The 15,880-nt window shown below is 61.8% G+C and carries 15 protein-coding genes and 2 rRNA genes; 6 read left to right on the plus strand and 11 right to left on the minus strand.

The window, feature by feature from the left end; genetic code table 11:
• Window positions 1-37: 37 nt before the first annotated feature.
• Window positions 38-1,408 carry a metalloprotease PmbA gene (gene pmbA / locus J3485_RS13150; protein ID WP_206952990.1) on the minus strand — a complete coding sequence of 457 codons (1,371 nt, stop codon included), beginning with the start codon at window positions 1,406-1,408 and terminating at the stop codon, window positions 38-40.
• Between the two features lie 223 nt (window positions 1,409-1,631).
• Here pmbA and yjgA point away from each other — a divergent pair, with 223 nt between their 5' ends.
• Complete coding sequence (gene yjgA, locus J3485_RS13155) at window positions 1,632-2,240, plus strand: ribosome biogenesis factor YjgA (protein WP_206952992.1); 609 nt, start codon at window positions 1,632-1,634, stop codon at window positions 2,238-2,240.
• Complete coding sequence (mog, locus tag J3485_RS13160; protein WP_206952994.1) at window positions 2,221-2,844, plus strand: molybdopterin adenylyltransferase; 624 nt, start codon at window positions 2,221-2,223, stop codon at window positions 2,842-2,844. The genes yjgA and mog overlap by 20 nt, the downstream gene beginning before the upstream one ends.
• A 28-nt stretch (window positions 2,845-2,872) precedes the next feature.
• Here mog and orn read toward each other — a convergent pair whose 3' ends face one another.
• On the minus strand, window positions 2,873-3,481 hold the full coding sequence (orn, locus tag J3485_RS13165; protein ID WP_206952996.1) for an oligoribonuclease: 609 nt from the start codon (window positions 3,479-3,481) through the stop codon (window positions 2,873-2,875).
• A 63-nt stretch (window positions 3,482-3,544) separates the two neighbouring features.
• Here orn and J3485_RS13170 point away from each other — a divergent pair, with 63 nt between their 5' ends.
• The 3 genes from J3485_RS13170 to J3485_RS13180 are packed head-to-tail and all read left to right on the plus strand — an operon-like array spanning window position 3,545 to window position 6,090.
• Window positions 3,545-4,804: a M48 family metallopeptidase gene (locus tag J3485_RS13170; protein ID WP_206952998.1), complete on the plus strand. Its 1,260-nt coding sequence runs from the start codon at window positions 3,545-3,547 to the stop codon at window positions 4,802-4,804.
• Window positions 4,801-5,739 (plus strand): ribosome small subunit-dependent GTPase A, encoded by a 939-nt coding sequence (rsgA, locus tag J3485_RS13175; protein WP_206953000.1) that lies wholly within the window; start codon window positions 4,801-4,803, stop codon window positions 5,737-5,739. The genes J3485_RS13170 and rsgA overlap by 4 nt, the downstream gene beginning before the upstream one ends.
• Window positions 5,740-5,775: 36 nt before the next feature.
• Window positions 5,776-6,090, plus strand: a complete 315-nt coding sequence (locus J3485_RS13180; RefSeq protein WP_206955797.1) for a putative signal transducing protein — start codon at window positions 5,776-5,778, stop codon at window positions 6,088-6,090.
• A gap of 33 nt (window positions 6,091-6,123) precedes the next feature.
• Here the strand turns inward: J3485_RS13180 and J3485_RS13185 are convergent, their stop codons facing one another.
• The 6 genes from J3485_RS13185 to rpsP all read right to left on the minus strand — a co-directional run bounded on the left by J3485_RS13185 (window position 6,124) and on the right by rpsP (window position 10,347).
• Window positions 6,124-7,062 carry a CobD/CbiB family protein gene (locus tag J3485_RS13185; protein ID WP_206953003.1) on the minus strand — a complete coding sequence of 313 codons (939 nt, stop codon included), beginning with the start codon at window positions 7,060-7,062 and terminating at the stop codon, window positions 6,124-6,126.
• A 119-nt stretch (window positions 7,063-7,181) separates the two neighbouring features.
• On the minus strand, window positions 7,182-7,862 hold the full coding sequence (locus J3485_RS13190) for a CoA pyrophosphatase (protein WP_206953005.1): 681 nt from the start codon (window positions 7,860-7,862) through the stop codon (window positions 7,182-7,184).
• Window positions 7,863-7,974: 112 nt separating this feature from the next.
• Window positions 7,975-8,355, minus strand: coding sequence for a 50S ribosomal protein L19 (gene rplS / locus J3485_RS13195; protein WP_206953006.1), 381 nt, complete (start codon window positions 8,353-8,355; stop codon window positions 7,975-7,977).
• A gap of 143 nt (window positions 8,356-8,498) precedes the next feature.
• Window positions 8,499-9,290, minus strand: a complete 792-nt coding sequence (trmD, locus tag J3485_RS13200) for a tRNA (guanosine(37)-N1)-methyltransferase TrmD (protein WP_206953009.1) — start codon at window positions 9,288-9,290, stop codon at window positions 8,499-8,501.
• A gap of 2 nt (window positions 9,291-9,292) precedes the next feature.
• A complete protein-coding gene (gene rimM, locus J3485_RS13205; protein WP_206953011.1) occupies window positions 9,293-9,982 on the minus strand; it encodes a ribosome maturation factor RimM in 690 nt (229 codons plus the stop codon).
• Window positions 9,983-10,092: 110 nt separating this feature from the next.
• On the minus strand, window positions 10,093-10,347 hold the full coding sequence (rpsP, locus tag J3485_RS13210) for a 30S ribosomal protein S16 (protein WP_010091769.1): 255 nt from the start codon (window positions 10,345-10,347) through the stop codon (window positions 10,093-10,095).
• 214 nt (window positions 10,348-10,561) lie between these two features.
• Here rpsP and J3485_RS13215 point away from each other — a divergent pair, with 214 nt between their 5' ends.
• The gene (locus J3485_RS13215) at window positions 10,562-11,032 is read left to right on the plus strand and encodes an NINE protein (RefSeq protein ID WP_206953013.1); all 471 of its coding nucleotides are present in this window, start codon (window positions 10,562-10,564) and stop codon (window positions 11,030-11,032) included.
• Window positions 11,033-11,049: 17 nt separating this feature from the next.
• Here J3485_RS13215 and J3485_RS13220 read toward each other — a convergent pair whose 3' ends face one another.
• The 3 genes from J3485_RS13220 to J3485_RS13230 all read right to left on the minus strand — a co-directional run bounded on the left by J3485_RS13220 (window position 11,050) and on the right by J3485_RS13230 (window position 15,748).
• Window positions 11,050-12,165 carry a PA0069 family radical SAM protein gene (locus J3485_RS13220; RefSeq protein ID WP_206955798.1) on the minus strand — a complete coding sequence of 372 codons (1,116 nt, stop codon included), beginning with the start codon at window positions 12,163-12,165 and terminating at the stop codon, window positions 11,050-11,052.
• Between the two features lie 359 nt (window positions 12,166-12,524).
• A 5S ribosomal RNA gene (gene rrf / locus J3485_RS13225) occupies window positions 12,525-12,638 on the minus strand.
• Between the two features lie 227 nt (window positions 12,639-12,865).
• Window positions 12,866-15,748, minus strand: a 23S ribosomal RNA gene (locus tag J3485_RS13230).
• Window positions 15,749-15,880: the final 132 nt, after the last annotated feature.

The following is a 15,880-nucleotide window of genomic DNA, read 5'->3' on the forward strand; positions in this document are numbered from 1 at the left end:
CGCTCGCGGGGCATTGCGCCCCGCCGCATCGTCGCGCTCACTGCCCCGCGATCGTCATCCGCTCGATCAGCACCGAGCCCGTTTGCTTCGTGCCGCGCACGATCGTATCGGCACCGATCGCGACGATATGGTGGAACATCTCCTGCAGCGTGCCCGCAACGGTGATCTCCTCGACCGGATATTGAATCTCGCCGTTTTCGACCCAAAAACCCGAAGCGCCGCGCGAGTAATCGCCCGTCACGTAGTTGACGCCCTGCCCCATCAGTTCGGTCAGCAAGAGCCCCGTCCCGAGCTTTTTCAACATCGCCTTGAAATCGTCGTCGGGACGCGTCTCGCTGCTCGCGAGCGTGAGATTGTGCGACCCGCCGGCGTTGCCCGTCGTCCGCATGCCGAGCTTGCGCGCCGAGTAGGTCGACAGGAAGTAGCCCTCGACGACGCCGTCCTTCACCACCGAGCGCTGCTTCGTGCGCACGCCTTCCTCGTCGAACGGCGCGCTGCCCATCGCGCGCGGCACGTGCGGATCTTCGACGATCTGCACGTGCGGCGCGAAAACGCGGTTGCCGAGGCTGTCGACGAGAAACGACGTCTTCCGATAAAGCGCCCCGCCGCTCGTCGCTTGCACGAACGCGCCGAGTAGACCGGCCGCGAGCGGCGCCTCGAACAGCACCGGCACCTTGCGCGTATCGAGCCGGCGCGCGCTGAGCCGCGCGAGCGCGCGCTCGGCGGCATAACGGCCGATCGCCTCGGGCTGCGCCAGCGCCTGAGCGCTGCGTTTGGAGGAATACCAATCGTCGCGCTGCATGTTGCGTCCGCTGCCGGCGATCGGTGCGCAGGCGACGTAATGGCGCGAATACGGATACCCGGCCAAGAAGCCGCGCGTCGTAGCGAGCACGAATTGCGAGTGCTGGGCCGACACGCTCGCCCCCTCGGAATTGCGGATCTGCGAATCGACGGCGAACGCGGCATCCTCGGCGCGGCGGGCAAGCTCGACGGCCTCGTCGGCCGACAAGTGCCACGGGTGATACAGATCGAGATCTCGCGGGTCGGTTTCGAGCAACTCGGCTTCGGCAAGCCCGGCGCAGTCGTCCTCGGCCGTGAAGCGCGCGATGTTGTAGGCCGCGGCCACCGTATCGCGCAGCGCCTCCTTCGAGAAGTCCGACGTGCTCGCATTGCCGCGCTTGGCGCCGATGAAAACCGTCACGCCGACCATCTTGTCACGGTTGTGCTCGATCGTTTCGACTTCGCCGCGCCGCACGGACACCGACAGCCCGTCGCCTTCGGAGATTTCCGTGGCGGCATCCGTAGCACCCAGCGACTTCGCGTGCTTGAGAATGTCCGACGCGATTTCCTTCAATTCGTCTTGGGTATGCGGGAAAAAGCGTTGTGAGGTTTCCGTGTCCGCTGCCATCGTGATTGCCGTCCGGTTTAGAACTGTCTGTTGAGCGCGACTCGGGCCGCCGGCCGACGTACTGCTCGGCGGATGCCCGATCGTTCGCATCCCGCGATCATAGCAAGGCTTGCGCGGATGGTCGCGCGCACGGGCGCAATGCGGCAAAAAAGCAGCGGCCGGCGCCTCGAGCGGCCCGCCCTATCGGCCGGACGCGCAGCCGGCGCGCGCTACAATACCGGCCATGACACGCAAAACCCGCATCCAACCGATCGAGCACGACGATTCGGCCGATCACGAATTCTCCGACGAGCGCCCCAGCAAATCACAGCTCAAGCGCGAAATGCACGCGCTGCAAGCCTTGGGCGTCGATCTCATCGAACTGCCGAAAGACGCGCTCAAGCGCATGCCGATGCCCGAGGACCTGGCCGACGCCGTACGCGCGGCGCGCCGCATCACCGATCACGAAGGCAAACGCCGGCAAGTCCAATACGTCGGGCGCGTCATGCGCACGCTGGCGGAAGACCAGATCAGCGCGCTGCGGGCGGCGCTCGACACGCATCGCGGCGTGAACAAAGCCGAAACGGCGCGACTGCATTGGATCGAGCAGACGCGCGAGCAGCTCATCGCCCACGACGACGCGTTCACGGCGTTCTTGCGCGCGCATCCCGCCGCCGACGCCCAGGAAGGCCGCACGCTGATCCGCAACGCGCGCAAGGAAGCGCAGCAGGGCAAGCCGCCGCGCTATTTCCGCGAACTGTTCCAGTGGATCAAGGCAGCGGCCGGCGGCGCGCAAGACGATTCCGACCACCCTGATTCGACGGAAGACGACAATGACTCGACCGACGCGTAGCCACCCCGACGAAATTCTCATCGGGCTCGTCTCGATCAGCGACCGCGCATCGAGCGGCGTCTACGAGGACAAAGGGCTGCCCGCGCTCGAAGCGTGGCTGGGCCAGGCACTGGCCTCGCCCTGGCGCGTCGAAAAGCGGCTCATCGCCGACGAGCCGGGACAGATTTCGGCGACGTTGATCGAGCTCGTCGACGCGCTCGGCTGCGATCTGGTGCTCACGACGGGCGGCACGGGCCCCGCGCGGCGCGATGTTACGCCGGAGGCCACGCTCGCGGTGGGAACGAAGGAAATGCCCGGCTTCGGCGAGCAAATGCGGCAAATCAGCCTCAATTTCGTGCCGACGGCGATTCTGTCGCGCCAAGTGGCCGTGATCCGCGAAACGGCCGACCACGCGGCACTGATCATCAATCTGCCGGGCCAGCCGAAATCGATCCAGGAAACGCTCGAAGGGCTGCGCGATGATGCGGGCGCCGTGAAAGTGCCCGGCATTTTCGCGGCGGTGCCGTATTGCATCGACTTGATCGGCGGCCCTTATGTCACGACGAACGACCCGATCGTTGCGGCCTTCCGGCCCAAGAGCGCCCGACGCGCACCGTCCGCATGAAGCCCGCTCGCGCGGGCGGGGCGAGCCGTCAGTTGCTCGCGACGGGTGCCGAAGCCGATGCGACGAGGAAATGCTGGCGGTAGTACTTGAGTTCGTCGATCGACTCATGGATGTCGGCCAGCGCGGTATGCATGGCGCGCTTTTGGAATCCCTTGTAGATGACGGGCTGCCAACGCCGGCACAGTTCCTTGAGCGTGCTCACATCGAGATTGCGATAGTGGAAGAACCGCTCGAGCTCGGGCATCCAGCGTGCCATGAAGCGGCGGTCCTGGCAGATCGAATTCCCGCACATCGGCGATTTGCCGGGCGGTACGTAGTTGCCGAGGAACGCGCGGATTTGCTCCGTGGCATCCGCCTCGGTAACGGTAGACGCGCGGACGCGGTCGATGAGCCCCGAGCGGCCGTGCGTGTTCTTGTTCCAATCGTCCATCTTGTCGAGCGTCTCGTCGCTCTGGTGGATGGCGAGCACGGGACCCTCGACGAGCCGCTCGAGCGTCGAGTTCGTCACCACGACCGCGATTTCGATGATGCGGTCGGTGTCGGGCTCGAGCCCCGTCATCTCCATGTCGAGCCAGACGAGGTTCATCTCGCTGCGCGCGAGTGTCGGCTCGCCGACGGGTTCGAGTAAGTCAGTCATGAAAGGCAATCCGTTGATGGGTGCAAACTTTATAATTCTCGCATAGATAACTTGGACTTCCCGATGCCTGCTCTCGACTTCACCGTTCTGTTCGCCGTCATGGTGGTCGCGATGGTCGCCACGAAATTGTGGCTCGCCTCCCGACAAATCCGCTTCGTCGCGGCACGGCGGGACGCAGTGCCGAGGCAGTTCGCCGATACGATCCCGCTCGCGGCGCATCGGCGCGCGGCCGATTACACCGTCGTGCGCACGCGCTTGTCGATGCTCGAGATCATCGTCGGCGCCGCCGTGCTGGTCGGGCTCACGCTGCTTGGCGGCGTAGAAGCGCTCGATCGCGCGATCGGCGGCTGGCTCGGCGAAGGTTATACGGGACAGATCGTACTCGTCGCCGCAGTGGTCGTCGTGACGAGCATCATCGATCTGCCGTTCGACTATTACCGGCAATTCGTCGTCGAGGAACGGTTCGGCTTCAACCGCATGACGCGCGCCATTTTCTTCGCGGATCTCGCCAAGGGTGTCGCGCTCGGCGCGGCGTTCGGGCTGCCGCTCCTATTCGTCGTGCTTTGGCTCATGGGTCGCGCCGGCAGCCTGTGGTGGCTGTGGGCGTGGGCCGTCGTGGTCGGGTTTCAGGTGCTCGTGCTCGTGCTGTATCCGAAGCTGATCGCGCCGCTGTTCAACAAGTTCGAACCGCTGACCGACGAAGTGCTCAAGCAACGGATCGAAGCGCTGATGAAACGCTGCGGGTTCGCGGCCAAGGGCCTGTTCGTCATGGACGGCAGCCGACGTTCCGCACATGGAAACGCCTACTTCACGGGCTTCGGGGCCGCGAAGCGCATCGTCTTTTTCGATACGCTGCTCGCGCGGCTGACGGGCAGCGAAATCGAAGCCGTGCTCGCCCACGAACTCGGACATTTCAAGCGCCGCCACGTCATCAAGCGGATGCTCGTCACGTTCATCATCAGCCTGGGGCTGTTCGCGCTGCTCGGCTGGCTGACCCAGCGCACCTGGTTCTACGAAGGGCTCGGCGTGCGCCCTTCGATGACCGGCAGCAACGACGGCATCGCACTCGTGCTGTTCTTCCTCGCGCTGCCCGTGTTCATGTTCTTCGTCACGCCGCTCGGCAGCTTGACCTCGCGTAAGCACGAGTTCGAAGCCGACGCCTTCGCGGCCAGCCAAACCGACGCGCACGAACTCGTGAAAGCGCTCGTCAAGCTCTACGAAGACAATGCGGCCACGTTGACGCCCGATCCGATCTATACCGCTTTCTACTACTCGCACCCGCCCGCGTCGCAGCGGATCGAACGGCTGCTGCGCCACGCATGAGCGCACGCGAGCCCAAAGCCGGCCCGCGCGCCGGCGCCGCGCGCTGGCGTGGCCTCGTGATCGCCGCGCACGGCCGTCACTACCTCGTTGCGCCGGAACACGCGCCGCATACGCTGTTGCAGTGCTTCCCGCGCGGCAAGAAGAGCGAGGTGGCCGTGGGCGATCGGGTCGTCTACGAGCAGAGCTCCGCCGACCAAGGCGTCATCGTCGAAATCGCCGACCGCCGCAACCTGCTCTATCGTTCCGATCAATACAAGTCCAAGCTGTTCGCGGCCAACCTCGACCAGTTGCTGATCGTGCTGGCCACCGAGCCGCATTTCAGCGAAGACTTGCTCGGCCGAGCGCTCGTCGCCGCCGAGACCAACGAACTGAGGCCGCTGGTCGTCCTGAACAAGACCGACGTTGCGGCGTCGCTACCCGCGACCCGCGAGCGGCTGGCGCCCTATCGCGCGCTCGGCTACGACGTGCTCGAACTGTCGATCAAGACGCGCCCCGACGAGGCGCGCGCTGCGCTGAGCGAACGCCTGCGGGGCCATGCCACGCTATTGCTCGGCCAATCGGGCATGGGCAAGTCGACGCTCGTCAACCTGATCGTGCCCGACGCCGACGTCGCCACGCGCGAGATCTCGACGGCACTGAACAGCGGCCGTCACACGACGACGTTCACGCGGCTCTATCCGCTGGAGGGCGGCGGCGCACTGATCGATTCGCCCGGCTTCCAGGAATTCGGCCTCCATCATCTGACCGAAGGCCGGCTCGAGCGCGCGTTTCCCGAGTTCCGCCCGCTGCTCGCGCACTGCCGGTTCTACAATTGCCATCATCTGCACGAGCCGGGCTGCGCGATTCTCGACGCGCTGACCGACGGCCGCGTCGCGCGCGAGCGGCACGCGCTTTACGCTCAACTCGTCCACGAAGCGAGTCAGATCGTCAGATAGCGAACAAACGTTCCGCCCCATTAGGACGCAGGCATGCTGAAGCTGACCCGTGCACCGAACTTCGTCATCGGCCAACACTGGGTGAACTTGTTGGCTACGGCGGGTATCGAGTGTGAACTACACAACCGCTATCTGAACGGCGCGCTTGGCGAAATCCCCGCCGATCAATGCGCGCCTGAGCTGTGGCTCGTCGACGAACGCGACGAGATGCTCGCAAGGCGCATCCTGGAGCGTGCGCAAAGCGGCCCGCCGCCCGGCGCTGCCTCGTGGCGGTGCCATAGCTGCGGCGAAACACTGGAGCCGCAATTCACGGCATGCTGGCGCTGCGGCGCAGTGCGCGAAGCGCTCTGAAGCGGGTTTGGAGAATCGGCGGATGAAGCCCGTTCAGCCGACCCAAACGGCGATGGTCAACATGAGCAACAAGATCATCCACAGGATGACGGCTCGCCAGACGAGGCCGACCGCCGATTGCAGCGTACGCGGCGTGCAATCGTCGCCGACGGTCATCGGGCCACCGTCGGACGCGCCGAGTGCGTCGAGGCTCGACGGCTCGGCCAGCGGGCCGGCAAGGCGTGCGCCGAGCGCCCCGCTGCCGGCAGCGAGCAGTACGCCCTCGTTGGTGTCGGGCCATTGGCGCGCGTGATTGCGCCACGCGTAGATCGCGTCCTCGAAGTTGCCGACGATCGCAAAACCGAGCGCCGTCAATCGCGCCGGTAGCCAGTCGATAACCAAAAACGCGTTGCGCGCGAACGTGCCGAAGGCGGCTGTGCGCTCGCCCGCGGACACGCTCCAATTGCGCGCCAGATATTCCGAGATGCGATAGAGCACGGCGCCGGCGGGACCGATCGGCACGAGAAACCAAAAGAACACGCCGAACACGTGCCGATGCGACGCGACGACGGCGTGAATCAACGTATGGCGCACGATCTCGCCGACGGGCATATCGACTGTATCCATGCCCGTCCATTCGGCGAGGATTTCACGCGCGCGCGGGACATCGTCGTTATTGAGCGCGAGGTGAATATCGGTGAAGTAATGACTGAACTGCCGAAAACCGAGCGTGAAATAAACGATGACGACGTTCCAAAGGAACGCCAGCACGAAACTGATTCGATAAAGGACGTAATAGATCGCGGCGACGGCGAGCGTCCAAGGCAGCGCAACGACGAGCCAAGCCAGCATCCCGTGTTTTCTCTTGCCTGCGTCGAAACCTTGCGCAGCCGATTCCGCGTGATACTGCAGCAGCGCAAAGATCGGGTTGCTCTGCGAGAGCGCGCGCAGTTGTTCGATGACAAGGGCCAACAATACGGAGAAAAAGGTCATGCGAGGGGCCGTGGCAATTCGAGTTTGTTCATTTATCGCATAACGATAGCACAGCGTGCCATGTCCGCATGCGCTCGTCCCGGTTCAACGACACCCAATACAACACGCAGCTTGCGCATTCAAGCAGCCAGAAAGCGATAGAAATTGCGCAGCATGCCGGCTGTCGCGCCCCAGATGAAATGCTGACCGCCCGTGCCCGCGCGGGGATAGGGCATGGCGAAAAAGCGACGCTCTCCGCCTTCCCAACGCAGCAACCGCACCTCGTGATTGGCGGGGTTCATCAGAAAGCGCAGCGGCACCTCGAAGATTTCCGCGACTTCGAGCGTATCGGCGTGCACCGTAAAAGGCGGATGAACGAGCCCGACGACGGGCGTCACCCGAAACCCGGTACCCGTCAGGTAATCGGGCAGTGCTCCCAAAACCTCGACACATTCGGGAGCAAGCGCGACCTCTTCCTGCGCTTCGCGCAGGGCCGTCGCGACCGCGTCCGGATCGGACGGCTCCCGGCGGCCGCCCGGGAAGCTGATCTGCCCGGCATGATCGCTCAGATGATCGGCCCGCTGCGTGAGCAGCACGGACAGCCCGCCTTCGCGCACGACGAGCGGCACGAGGACAGCCGCGGCGCGTGGATCGCCGGCCTCAGAGGCGAGCGTCTCGAACGGCTCGGGCGCCCATGCCAAACGTTGGGCGAATCGCTCGCGCAAGCCTGCGGGCGTCAACCGATACGCGGCCACGCCGGGCAAACCGGCACCGGTCGACTCGATCGGGAGTACCTCGGGTTCGAAGACGGGGCGAATCAACGTAGGGCTCGTGAAGTCGTGGACGGATATCCGCCATTGTGACTCGGCAAACAAAAAAGAAAAAAGCACCCGAAGCGGATGCTGCGGGTGCTTTTTCTTCCAGCTTGCACGCTTAGGAAGCCGCGCGGTCCTTCGAGACCAGCTTTTCCTTGATGCGCGCCGACTTGCCCGAACGCTCGCGCAGGTAGTAGAGCTTTGCACGACGCACATCGCCGCGACGCTTCACGACGATGCTGGCCAGCAGCGGCGAGTACGTTTGGAACGTACGTTCGACGCCTTCGCCCGACGAAATCTTACGGACGATGAACGACGAGTTCAGGCCGCGGTTGCGCTTGGCGATCACCACGCCTTCATAGGCCTGGACGCGCTTGCGGGTACCTTCGACCACGTTCACGTTCACGATCACCGTATCGCCGGGAGCGAATTCGGGGATCGACTTGCCGGCGAGCACGCGCTCGATTTCTTCCTGCTCGAGTTTTTCAATCAGATTCATCACTGACTCCTTGTGCCATCTTGTCGGCGTTATGCCTGCCGCGTGCCGCATGGGCAGTTTGGCTTGGCCCCGATAGAGGATGGGTTCACATCTGGCACCGCATCCGCGGCACCGCCTGCGCCTTGCGCGCGAACCGAAGACCTTCAGGACTCCGATGCCGCCTTCGCAAGACTTGCGAGCCATGCCTCGTCGGCACGGCTCAGCATTTTGTTCCGCCTAGCGCGCTCGATCAGATCGGGCCGCTTGGCGAACGTGTTTCTCAGTGCCTCTTTGCGTCGCCACTGCCCGATTTCGGCGTGATGGCCGCCGAGCAGCACATCGGGCACGCGCACGCCCTCGTATTCCTCGGGACGCGTGTAATGCGGGCAATCGAGCAACCCGTCGACGAAACTGTCCTGCACCGCCGACTGCGCATCGCCGAGCACACCCGGCAACTGCCGCACCACCGCATCCATCAATGCCATCGCAGGCAACTCCCCGCCGGAGAGCACGAAATCGCCGAGGCTCACTTCTTCGTCGACACAGCGATCGATGAGACGCTGATCGATCGCTTCATACCGCCCGCAGAGCAAAACGAGTCCTGGCTCGCACGCGAAGCGCATCACGCGTTCGTGATCGAGGGGCGCACCTTGCGGCGACATCATCACGACGCGGGTACCGCTCACGCCGAGGGCAGCCTGCGCGGCCTTCGCTGCGCCGATGGCTGCCTCGAGCGGCTTGGCCAGCATCACCATGCCGGGCCCGCCGCCGTACGGCCGATCGTCGACGGTACGGTAGTTGTCCGACGTGAAATCGCGCGGATTCCATGTCCTCAAGCCGAACCGCCCTTGCTTCGCCGCCCGGCTCGTGATGCCCCACTCGGTAATCGCGCGGAACATCTCGGGAAAGAGCGTGACGACATCGAACTGCATCGCGCGCTCCCTGGTGTCGACCATGCTCAGTAATCGGCTTCCCAATCGACGACGATACGCCTCGCCGCCTGATCCACCGTTTTCACGTACACGCCGACGAACGGAATCAACCGCTCGCCGGTAACCGGCTGCCCGTCCTTGTCTTGCGACGGGTACTCGATGCGAAGCACCGAATGCGCACCGTTGTCGATGAGGTCGATAACGACGCCGAGCGCGATGCCCGCCTCGTTGACGACTTCGAGGCCGATCAGATCGACCCAATAAAACTCATCTGTCCCGAGTGCGGGGAAATCGCTGCGGCATACATGGACACACCAACCGCGCCACGCCAGCGCTTGATCGCGATCGCCGGGGCCGCTCAACTGTGCGACGACGCTATCGCCATGCACCTTTGCCACCACCACGGGCGCCGATTTGATTTCGCGCCCCTTGACGAGCCACCAGCATTTCGCGCTCGTCAAGGCATCGCCGCCTTGGCGCGCGCTTGCATGCGCCGCAACTTTGACCCAACCCTTCAGGCCGTATGCGTCGACGATGGCACCCACTTCGACGGCATCGTCCGGCAACGTATCGACCGGCTCGATGCCCGACGCTTGACCGACGGCTGCACTCGCCTCATTGCGCTCGACCGGCTTGCGCGCGAACGCGCCAAACGACACAGACGCCCGGGAAGTCGTTTTCGCTCGCCCCGAGCCGCTCGAATCACGAACGGACATCGACAAACCTCACAGTTGCTCAATCACGCGCGCCATTGACCAAGCGGCGTCAGCACGGTGCGCATCGCGCAGGGTGCAAACTGCCGTGGCCCATGCCGCCGCCAGTGCGATTAAGCAGCCGGTTGCGCCTTTTGCGCTTGCTTCACGAGACGCTCGACCGTCGGCGACAGTTGCGCGCCAACGCCTTGCCAGTACGTCAGGCGATCCTGCGCAATGCGCAGCGACTCGCCCTTCGTCGCGACTGGGTTGTAAAAACCGACGCGCTCGATGAAACGGCCATCGCGGCGATTACGCGAATCGGTGGCGACGATGTTGTAGAACGGGCGCTTCTTCGAGCCGCCACGTGCCAAGCGGATGATGACCATGCTGTAATCCTTGAAAACCGGGGGTTCGGAACTACTGAAACGATCGATTATAGCGGGAAACTGAAACCATAACAAACACTTACCGATTCGACCGTACGGCATTGGCAACTCGGGACGGGCCCGGAACCGGAGCGGGGACGTACAATGCGCGCTCGGGCGTCCGCGCGAGCGGACGTGTTACCTCGATGAACTCCCGCAGCTCGCCTTCACGGACATGTCCACTCGCGTTTCTTCTGCTCCCACACGCTTTCGCTCCAAGACGCTCACCGCCCTGCTCGCTTTTCTGTTCGGCAGCGTCGGCGCTCATCGTTTCTACCTGTATGGTTCTCGCGACCTGTTTGGATGGGCCCACGTGATCGGCACAGCCTTGGGCATCCCCGGGGTGCTGCTGCTCGTCGCTTCGGAGCGAACGTCGACGCTCGGGTGGCTGCTGGCTATTCTTGGCGCAATATCGGTATTGGCGGCCTTCCTTGCGGCAATCGTCTACGGGCTGCGCCCCGACGAAAAATGGGACGCGCAATTCAATGCGGGCCATACGGCCCGGAGCCGTTCCGGCTGGGGCGTCGTCTTCGTTGTGATCTTTTCGTTGTTCATCGGTGCGCTGCTGCTCATGAGCGGACTCGCCTTGACGTTTCAAACGTACTTCGAGTCGCAGAGCAACGTGGTCGGCTCGCTTTCCCAATAAACACGACCGGGGGCCGGTCAAAACAAGCTCAGTTGCGGATTCAGGGGCTCGGCCGTGGCCGGCTTCTGGAAATGCGACATATCGAGGATGCCGTGTTGCCGTGCGTTGAGGCCAAGTCGTTTGACTGCCTTCGCAAACCGCTGCTTGAGCAATTCGGCCCAGGCCCCCTCTCCCTTCATGCGATGCGCAAAGGACGAGTCGTAGTCCTTGCCGCCGCGCATGTCGCGCACGCGAGCCATCACGCGCTCCGCGCGCTGCGGAAAATGCGCGGCCAGCCAATCTTTGAAGAGGGGCGCCACCTCCCAAGGCAAACGCAGCACGATGTAACTCGCGCTCGTAGCGCCGGCTTCCGCGCATGCTTCGAGCACGCGCTCGAGATCCGGCTCGGTGACGAAAGGGATCACTGGTGCCACGCTGACCCCAACCGGAATGCCCGCTTCGCTGAGTGTGCGAATCGTGCGTAGCCGCCGCATCGGCGTAGCCGCGCGCGGCTCCAGCGTACGAGCAATCTCGACATCGAGCGTCGTGATCGTGACGGCGGCCATCACCTGCCCCTGTTGCGCCATCGGCGCGAGCAAATCGATGTCGCGCTCGATCAGCGACGACTTCGTTATCGCGGCGAACGGGTGACCGTAGTCGTGGAGAACCTCGATGACACGCCGGGTTAGGCGCAATTCACGTTCGATGGGCTGATATGCGTCCGTGTTCACGCCGAGCGCGATCGGCTCGGGTAGATAGCTTCTTTTGGACAGCTCGCGTTGCAGCAACTCCGGCGCATTGACCTTCGCGTAGATGCGGCTCTCGAAATCGAGCCCCGGAGAAAGTCCGAGATAGCTGTGAGTCGGACGGGCGAAACAATAGATACAGCCGTGCTCGCAGCCACGATAGGGGTTGAGCGAAACGCTGAACGGAATGTCGGGCGACGTGTTGCGGGTCAAGATGCTTCTGGCCCGCTCCTCGAATACCTGCGTCTTGAAAGACGGCCGAGCGCCGTCTTCGCTCGCCGACACCCAGCCGTCATCCACCGCTTCTCGCTGGTCGAGTTCATAGCGCCCCTGCAGATTCGTAACAGCGCCCCGGCCCTTGAGAGGCGTAGGCGGAGCAATGGGGTATTCGGCGTCGCGGTCGTCCATCATACGTGCTCGCGGTACACGGAGCTTGGCCTGTCTCCCGACGAGAGACGCCAGCGGCAGCATGCCGGTACAAGATCCGTCCATGCTACGCCGATACTGTATATTTGTACAGTATCGCATTGGAGCCGCCGGTGCCGCGGGGGGCACTACGTCAAAGCTGGACGCGTATCGATGCGAGCGCGACGCCGACAGGGAAAGGGGGATGAGTCGGCGCGAGGGGGTAACGATCGAGCGCGGTGCGAATTGTCGAGCGAGGCTTTCCGGAGCCTGCTTTCCGGAATACAACGAGACTTTTTGTTCGAGCATAAAGCACAAACCCCCGGTAGCGGGCGCGCTAACGGGGGTTTGTAGGGTAGGGAGCCTGACGATGACCTACTTTCACACGGGCAATCCGCACTATCATTGGCGTGGAGTCGTTTCACGGTCCTGTTCGGGATGGGAAGGGGTGGTACCAACTCGCTATGATCATCAGGCATGACTTGTTGCTACGAGGCTTGTGGGCCGCATAGCCAATCTGGGAAGAAGTATTGAGCGCGCGGTGTGGGCGGGCTCGGTGTTTCGGTGTAATGGGGGGTGATCGATGGGGGGTGATTGCGTGGCACGGATACGCGAGTCAAACCTTGAGCGCTGAGCCCCCGTTCGGGGGTGCTCTTCAGTCGGTGCTGAGGCACACACACTGAAGGCGAAACGCTCCGGTTATAGGATCAAGCCGTACGGGCAATTAGTATCGGTTAGCTAAGTGCATTACTGCACGTACACACCCGACCTATCAACGTCCTGGTCTTGAACGACCCTTCAAGGGGCTTAAAGCCCCGGGGATATCTCATCTTAAGGCGAGTTTCCCGCTTAGATGCTTTCAGCGGTTATCTCTTCCGAACATAGCTACCCGGCGATGCCACTGGCGTGACAACCGGTACACCAGAGGTTCGTCCACTCCGGTCCTCTCGTACTAGGAGCAGCCCCCTTCAAATATCCAACGCCCACGGCAGATAGGGACCAAACTGTCTCACGACGTTTTAAACCCAGCTCACGTACCTCTTTAAATGGCGAACAGCCATACCCTTGGGACCGGCTACAGCCCCAGGATGAGATGAGCCGACATCGAGGTGCCAAACACCGCCGTCGATATGAACTCTTGGGCGGTATCAGCCTGTTATCCCCAGAGTACCTTTTATCCGTTGAGCGATGGCCCTTCCATACAGAACCACCGGATCACTATGACCTGCTTTCGCACCTGCTCGACTTGTCGGTCTCGCAGTTAAGCACGCTTATGCCATTGCACTATCAGCACGATTTCCGACCGTACCTAGCGTACCTTCGTACTCCTCCGTTACGCTTTGGGAGGAGACCGCCCCAGTCAAACTGCCTACCATGCACTGTCCCCGACCCGGATCACGGGCCAAGGTTAGAACCTCAAACAAACCAGGGTGGTATTTCAAGGACGGCTCCACGCAAACTAGCGTTCACGCTTCATAGCCTCCCACCTATCCTACACAGATCGGTTCAAAGTCCAATGCAAAGCTACAGTAAAGGTTCATGGGGTCTTTCCGTCTAGCCGCGGGTAGATTGCATCATCACAAACACTTCAACTTCGCTGAGTCTCGGGAGGAGACAGTGTGGCCATCGTTACGCCATTCGTGCAGGTCGGAACTTACCCGACAAGGAATTTCGCTACCTTAGGACCGTTATAGTTACGGCCGCCGTTTACCGGGACTTCAATCAAGAGCTTGCACCCCATCATTTAATCTTCCGGCACCGGGCAGGCGTCACACCCTATACGTCCACTTTCGTGTTTGCAGAGTGCTGTGTTTTTATTAAACAGTCGCAGCCACCAGTTTATTGCAACCCCTTCACCCTTCTGGCGCAGGCCAGTCAAGCTACAGGGGCGTACCTTATCCCGAAGTTACGGTACCAATTTGCCGAGTTCCTTCTCCCGAGTTCTCTCAAGCGCCTTAGAATACTCATCTCGCCCACCTGTGTCGGTTTGCGGTACGGTCATCATGAGACTGAAGCTTAGAGGCTTTTCTTGGGACCCCTTCCGATTGCTTCGCAGCACTAGGCCGCTCGCGCCACACCCTTGAATTACGCGCCCGGATTTGCCTAAGCGCCTTCTCCAATGCAGCGACCGGGACTTCCAACACCCGGACAACCTTCCGCGATCCGTCCCCCCATCGCATCTCACGACGGTGCAGGAATATTGACCTGCTTCCCATCAGCTACGCATTTCTGCCTCGCCTTAGGGGCCGACTCACCCTACGCCGATGAACGTTGCGTAGGAAACCTTGGGCTTACGGCGAGGGGGCCTTTCACCCCCTTTATCGCTACTCATGTCAGCATTCGCACTTCCGATACCTCCAGCACACCTTACGGTGCACCTTCGCAGGCTTACGGAACGCTCTCCTACCATGCGCACTTGCGTACGCATCCGCAGCTTCGGTGACTGGCTTAGCCCCGTTACATCTTCCGCGCAGGACGACTCGATCAGTGAGCTATTACGCTTTCTTTAAAGGGTGGCTGCTTCTAAGCCAACCTCCTGACTGTTTTAGCCTTCCCACTTCGTTTCCCACTTAGCCAATCTTGGGGACCTTAGCTGGCGGTCTGGGTTGTTTCCCTCTTGACACCGGACGTTAGCACCCGATGTCTGTCTCCCGTGATTGCACTCTTCGGTATTCGGAGTTTGCTATGGCGAAGTAATCCGCAATGGACCCTTCAACCATGACAGTGCTCTACCCCCGAAGGTGATACACGAGGCACTACCTAAATAGTTTTCGGAGAGAACCAGCTATTTCCAGATTTGTTTAGCCTTTCACCCCTATCCACAGCTCATCCCCTAACTTTTCAACGTTAGTGGGTTCGGTCCTCCAGTACGTGTTACCGCACCTTCAACCTGGCCATGGATAGATCATCTGGTTTCGGGTCTACGCCCAGCAACTGAACGCCCTATTCGGACTCGCTTTCGCTACGCCTGCCTTAATCAGTTAAGCTTGCTACTGAACGTAAGTCGCTGACCCATTATACAAAAGGTACGCCGTCACCCCTTACGAGGCTCCGACTGTTTGTATGCATGCGGTTTCAGGATCTATTTCACTCCCCTCCCGGGGTTCTTTTCGCCTTTCCCTCACGGTACTGGTTCACTATCGGTCGATCACGAGTATTTAGCCTTGGAGGATGGTCCCCCCATCTTCAGACAGGATTTCACGTGTCCCGCCCTACTTCTCGTACGCTTAGTCCTTCAACACTGTTTTCGCTTACAGGGCTATCACCTGCTATGGCCGCACTTTCCAGAGCGTTCAGCTAACAACATCGATAACACGTACAGGCTCTTCCCATTTCGCTCGCCACTACTTTGGGAATCTCGGTTGATTTCTTTTCCTGCGGCTACTTAGATGTTTCAGTTCGCCGCGTTCGCTTCGCGTAGCCTATGTATTCAGCTACCGATACTCCATTCGGAGTGGGTTTCCCCATTCGGACATCCCCGGATCAAAGCTCGTTTGCCAGCTCCCCGGGGCTTTTCGCAGGCTACCGCGTCCTTCATCGCCTGTGATCGCCAAGGCATCCACCACATGCACTTGTTCGCTTGACCCTATAACGAGAGCGTCTCGCGGCCAGAGTTAGCGCTTTAGCGCTTACTCTGGGCTCGCCCCCTTGCGGGGCACCTAGAAGGTACCACCTACGGGGTTAGAACCACTCGCACTACAGGTTTGAGTTCTCGCGT

Origin of the sequence: Trinickia acidisoli (assembly GCF_017315725.1) — a bacterium.
GTDB classification, from domain to species: Bacteria; Pseudomonadota; Gammaproteobacteria; order Burkholderiales; family Burkholderiaceae; genus Trinickia; species Trinickia acidisoli.